This is a genomic window from Deltaproteobacteria bacterium (genome assembly GCA_009929795.1).
Classification (GTDB): Bacteria; Desulfobacterota; Desulfovibrionia; order Desulfovibrionales; family Desulfomicrobiaceae; genus RZZR01.
Genome location: RZZR01000152.1, coordinates 1 through 5,562, shown reverse-complemented (window position 1 = coordinate 5,562; position 5,562 = coordinate 1). Strand labels below are relative to the sequence as shown.

The 5,562-nt window shown below is 61.7% G+C and carries 3 protein-coding genes and 1 tRNA gene; all 4 read right to left on the bottom strand.

The window, feature by feature from the left end:
- Positions 1 to 109 precede the first annotated feature (109 nt).
- Positions 110 to 186 (bottom strand) — tRNA-Arg (locus tag EOM25_11925).
- Between the two features lie 69 nt (positions 187 to 255).
- On the bottom strand, positions 256 to 1,290 hold the full coding sequence (locus tag EOM25_11920; GenBank protein NCC25880.1) for an endoglucanase: 1,035 nt from the start codon (positions 1,288 to 1,290) through the stop codon (positions 256 to 258).
- A complete protein-coding gene (locus tag EOM25_11915) occupies positions 1,283 to 2,506 on the bottom strand; it encodes a PAS domain-containing protein (protein ID NCC25879.1) in 1,224 nt (407 codons plus the stop codon). The genes EOM25_11920 and EOM25_11915 overlap by 8 nt, the downstream gene beginning before the upstream one ends.
- A gap of 28 nt (positions 2,507 to 2,534) precedes the next feature.
- Positions 2,535 to 4,169 (bottom strand): glycosyltransferase, encoded by a 1,635-nt coding sequence (locus EOM25_11910; GenBank protein NCC25878.1) that lies wholly within the window; start codon positions 4,167 to 4,169, stop codon positions 2,535 to 2,537.
- Between the last annotated feature and the right edge of the window lie 1,393 nt (positions 4,170 to 5,562).

Genomic DNA, 5,562 nt, shown 5'->3' with positions numbered 1-5,562 from the left:
CACGGCCTTGAACCGATTTTGCAGCATTCATTGGTCAACCGCTTGAAAGCTTGAGGACCAATTAAACGAAAAAGGGCTTACGTCATTTGACATAAGCCCTTGATTTTGTTGGTGCCCCCGGCAGGAATCGAACCTGCGGCACCAGGATTAGGAATCCTGCGCTCTATCCGACTGAGCTACGGGGGCGTGGCGAGGCCAAAGCAATAAGGTGTTCGGAATCGAGCGTCAAGAATGAGGTGCGGGCCGGAAAACGGGTCAACGTGGCTGAAAGGGGATGACCTGAGCGGCTCGACAATCGATGTCCGACTTGAGAAAATCTATCAGGCTCGGATCGGTACCGGTAGCCAGCCGCCAATCCACCTCCTTGTCGGCCTCGAACCAGACGAATCCGGCCAGGGCCCAGTCCTTCATGGCCTTTACGGCGTCTCGGATCCAGAGGTTTTTGTCACCACCCCGGTCGGTACTGGCCGTCTCAAAGACGACGAGAGGCTTGTCCGGGGCCAGAATGGTCAGTTCTTCGCGTATAGGGCCCATGATGTCGGCAAAGGATCGGAATGAGCTGTCCCAGCCATGCTCGGCCCGGTTCTGGGTCGTGCCCCAATTGTACCCGTCCATTCCCAGGATATCGACCACGTCGTGGCCGGGATAGTAGGCCGAGGCCGTGTTCCAGGCCCCATGGTCGGTCCAGACCGGATGGGGCACGGACTCGGCGTTGGGGCAGAAGACAAAGAGGACGTTGTCGGCGGCCTTCTGGCGAAAGATGTCGACCACATGGCGGAACATGCGGCGGTACAGACCCGGGGATTCCGGGCCGTAAGCCTCGGCCGTGGTGCCCCAATGGTAGCGGGACAGGTTCATTTCGTGGGCCAAGCGGATGAGGAAGGGCTGGCCGTGGGTCTGGGCCGCCCGGGCAAAGTCTCGGAGGAAGGGGTCGTACTCGCCGTCCAAGATTCGTTGGGCCAAGACGGCATGTTCGTGGCCGTCCTGGATGTACATGGGCTCCCAGGTCAGGCAGGGCAGGGCCCCGAATTCCTCGACGGCCCGCAGGGTTTCGGCCGGAAAATGTCCGGTTTCAGGGGTTGCGGGCCATTGGAGAAAGAAGACGATGAGGCTGGGGGTGAGGCCCAGGTCATTCTCGACAGCGTGCAGGCGTTCCAGAGTCAAGGGATACCCGTCCAGGGCCGCGCCGAAAAAGGGGCCCGGATTTGTTCTCGTCTCGGCATAGACAGGATACGGCATGGCCCAGAGGGTCAGAAGGAGCAGCCCGGTCAGGGCCGACGAGCTACGCATCCCGGTACTCGAAAGCCAACAGGCTCACGTCGTCGGTCAGGGGCTGATCGCCGATAAAAGCCTGGAGGTCGTTCAACAAACCCTGGATGAGATCGGCCGGGGAAACATGGCGCAGATCGGCCAGAAGGTCCTCGAAGCGCTCATCCCCGAACATGCGCCGCCCGGAGTCCGTGGCCTCCAGCAGGCCGTCGCTGACGAGCAGGACCTTGTCTCCGGGGGCGAGATGGATGGTCTCCTGGCCAAATGGAACACCTTCCAGGCCGACGATGGTCCCGGATTCGGTCAGAAAGCGGAGGCCGTGCCGGGGGGAGAGGACGGTTGGGTGGCAGTGGGCGGCGTTGCTGTAGGTCAGGGTGCCTTCGGTCAGATCCACGATGCCGTAGACCATGGTGAAATGGCGCTCGAAGCGCATGTACGGGAACTCACGGTTCAGGATGTCCAGAACCTCCTCGGGTCCGCGGATGGCCGGGGGAGTCGCCGTGTGGTCCACCAGGATGCCGGTGTGGGGATCCATGAGCTGATAGACGAGAACCGAGATCATGGCCGAGGGGGCGCCGTGACCGGCCACGTCGAGCATGTAGAAGCCGACATGGTCACCGTCCAGGGACAGGACGTTTAAAATGTCGCCGCCGATCTCGTCGCAGGGTCGGCAATGCCAGGCGAAATCCAGGCGGTCGGGCCGGGGCAGGCTCTTGGGCAGCAGGTTCTGCTGGATGCAGCCGGCGGCCTGGAGAGACTCGTCGATCTTGGCCTGCTTCTTGACCAAAGCCTGATTCTTCCGTTCCAGATCGGTGACGTCGTAGAGGATGAGCATGACCAGATCTCGGCCATCGAATCGGATGGGCCGGGTGCTGAACTCGAAATGGCGTTCCTCCTTTTGGCCGTCGATGAAAAAGGAGTGGACGAGTTTTTCCCGGTCCGTGGGTGTCTTGTCGAGGAGGCTGGCCTGGGCGGCCTGGCGGATCCGGCAGCGGTCGCAGTTGGTGGTTTCGCCGCAGAGTCTGCCCTCGGTGACGGCAAAGGCGCAGCCCAGGGCGTTACCGCAGCGCACACCGATGGCGCTTTCCCGGCTTTGGCCGAAGAGGGTTTCGTAGACGTCGTTCAGTTCGACGATCTTCATGTCCTGGTCGGCCAAAAGGACCAGGGAGGGCATCTTCTCGAAGAGGATGTTCAGGAAATCGTTGGATTCGCGCAGGTTTTGGAGCCGGACGGACATGGTGGTCGAACCTCCTGGTTAGGGGTGTTCAGGAGCCCTCTTCGGGGTGGTTGAAATAGACGACGGCCGAGAGGAGCAGGGCGTGGTAGGCGCACCAGAGCCCGTTGATGGCAATGGCCCAGGCCGGTTCGCCCTCGAAACGGAGCCGCTCCAGGCTCCAGACCAGGGCCCCGGTACAGGCTCCGGCCAGGGCCACCTGAGGCCAGAGTCCGCGCAGGGGCAGGCTCATGCTGCCGCCCTTGGGGGTGATGCCGAAGGAGCCGCGGACCCCGATGATGCCGAGCAAAGAGGCCCGCATGTACACGGGAAAGGTGATGGCCTGGAGGATGATGCCGATGGCCAGCTCCTTGAACCCATAGCGCCGCTGGCCCATGGAGTAGAGGAAGAGGGTCACGGTCAACAGGATGTAGGGGAAGAAGAAGAGGAAATAGATTTCCGGATAGGCGAAATAGCTGGGCACGGAAAAGAATTGATAGAGGATGGGACAGAGGATCATGACGAAAAGCACCCAGCCGACGAAATAATGGGTGCCGGAGAGGAAGTATTCCCACCATTTGTGCGGGGTCAGCAGGCGTGGGTTTTTGACGAATGAACCCAGGATCTGGCGGAAGAGGCCCACCGTGCCCAGGGCCCAGCGAAACTGCTGCTTGAAGTATCCGCCCAGGTCCTCGGGGCCCATGCCAAAGGCGCAGACCTTGTTCAGATAGGCCGAACTCCAGCCCTTGGAGTGGAACTTGAGGGAGGTGGCAAAGTCCTCGGTGACTGAGGACTCCTCGAACCCGCCAACGTCCATCAGGGCTTCGCGGCGGAAGATGACGTTGGTGCCGCAGCAGAACATGGCGTCCTGCATGCTCTTGCCCTCGCAGATGTACTCGTAGAACACGGCCTGCTGGAGGCCGGCGGCCCGGGCCACGCGGTTGGTCTCGAAATTGGTGTAGTACTGGGGAGTCTGGATGAAGGCCAAGCTCGGGTTGGCCTCCATGAAGGCCACCAATGCGTCGGCAAAGTCGGGCAGGGGGTTCATGTCCGCGTCAAAGACGATGATGTACTTCTCTTTTTCGGACCGGGGTCGGTCCTCAAAGGAATGGAACTCGAAGCCTTCCCTGGGTCGGCCCTCGATGAAGTCCAGAAAGTCGTTGATCATGCCGGCCTTGGCCCCGCGCCAGCGGCGGCGGAAGAGGTTGACGCCTATTCGCTCGCACAGGGCGTCGATGTCGGCCCGGTAGCTTTGCATGGCCACGGTGTCGTCTCCGGGCCGGTCGTAGCGGGTGTCGTCCAGAAAATAGATGTGCTTGTTGGGATAGGTCATGTTGTAGAAGCAGGTCAGGGTGTCCTCCAGGATGGGCAGAGGTTCCTTGAAGGAGGAGACGATGATGGCGATGGGCGGATAGCTCTTGAGTTCCGGGACGTTGTCCACGGACAGCCGGGGCTGCACGGCCGAGCTGGTGATGACCCGGTAGAGGTTCAGGAAATAGCCGAAGGCGTGGGTCATGGTGAAGGCCTCGGCCAGGAGAAGGAGCAGGGCCAAGCTCTTCTCGTACCAATGGTAGTCGGCCAGGATGAAGAGGGCCGTTCGGGCCATGAGATAGAGAAAGACGGTCATCATGGTCACGATGAGGACCATGGCCAGGGCGGTGCTCTTCAGGTTCGGAGTTTTTTCCATTTTCGTTGTCGGATGGTTGCGGATCAGAACCGGTATTCCAGGCTGGCCCAGAGGCCCTGGGCGTCCCATTGGGGCGAACTGTGGACGAGACCCTGAAGGACCAGGCCCCAGCGCCGGGCAAAGTCGAGATGGTACGACCCTTCCAGGCGGACGGCCGGGTTGTCCTCGCTGTCGGTTCCGCCGGAGAGGCTGAGCTGGTAGACGTTCTTCTCGGCCCCGCAGAACAGGAACTCGGCCAAATCGTGCCGCCATTGCAGGGTGACGGCTCCGGCGGTGTAGTTCCGAGGCGTCCAGTAGGGGTGGACGACATCCACCAGTTCAGGACCGTCATATTCGTACTGGCTGGTGTGCCGAAAGTCCCGACTTTCCCCGGTCAGGGTGATTTTGAGCTCCCGGGGATGGTCGGTCAAGACGAAGCCCAGGTCACCTCTAAGGGCCAGACCATGGTTGTCGTCGCTCATGTCCTTGAATTCCCCGGTCAGGGCCAGGTCCAGTCGGCGGGTCAGGGCCGAGGAGGCCTTGAGGCGCCAGACATCGGCCATGATTTCCTGACGCAGGGCCAGACCATTGGCCAGTTCCTCCCGACGTTCGTACTCCAGGCCCAGGCGGACCCAGTCTTCGACATTGATCTCCAGGCCGGCCTGACCCAGATGACGGTGTCCGAGGCTCGATTTTTCGTATTCCTTGCGGGTCAGGGATGCAGAGCCTCGAAGCCAGGGGGTAATGACGCCGCCAAGGCCCAGAGACAGGCCATTGGCCGCGTAGGACCCGGAAAAGTCGTCCCGGGCGTCGGGTATGGATTTAGGCCGCTCCAGCCAGAAATGCTGGGCGGCAAAGAGGTGGTAGCGGCCAAAGGCAAAGGGCAGGTCAACGGCCAGTTGCTGATGGTGGCGTTCCATGGCCGACAGGCGGGAGCCGCCGTGGCTCTGCTCGTTCCAGAATCCGTACCCGGCCCGCAATCCCACACTCGAACGGATTTCCAGGCGCTCCAGGGCCTGGTTCGCCCGACCATGAAGGGGATCCAGGTCCAGAAGCCTGCGGCAGGTGCGTTCTTCCAGGTCAGATAGACCCAGGGCGCATTGGATCTGGGCCAGATCAAAGAAGGCCTCCTGATTGTCGGGCCGGGTCGCGAGGAGTTCGTCGTAGGCGGCTAGGGCCGGCAGAAAACGGCGGTTCCAGGACAGTGTCTTGGCCCGCTCCTCCTGCGAGGCCGCTTGTTGAATGCGAGATGTCGGCCGCAGGTCGATCAGAAAACGGTCCATGCGTCGGGCAACCGGGGTCGAAAGGGAGGGAGGATGATCGGCCACGGCCGCTTCGAGTGCGGCGAAGGCCGGATAGACCCGGCCTTGGTCCAGGCTTTGGGCAAGTTCGATCAGGGCCTGACGGATGGCGG

Excerpts from the sequence above, each read along its gene's own strand:
- EOM25_11920 (NCC25880.1), bottom strand. The coding sequence starts at position 1,290 with ATGCGTAGCTCGTCGGCCCTGACCGGGCTGCTCCTTCTGACCCTCTGG.
- EOM25_11915 (NCC25879.1), bottom strand. The coding sequence starts at position 2,506 with ATGTCCGTCCGGCTCCAAAACCTGCGCGAATCCAACGATTTCCTGAAC.
- EOM25_11910 (NCC25878.1), bottom strand. The coding sequence starts at position 4,169 with ATGGAAAAAACTCCGAACCTGAAGAGCACCGCCCTGGCCATGGTCCTC.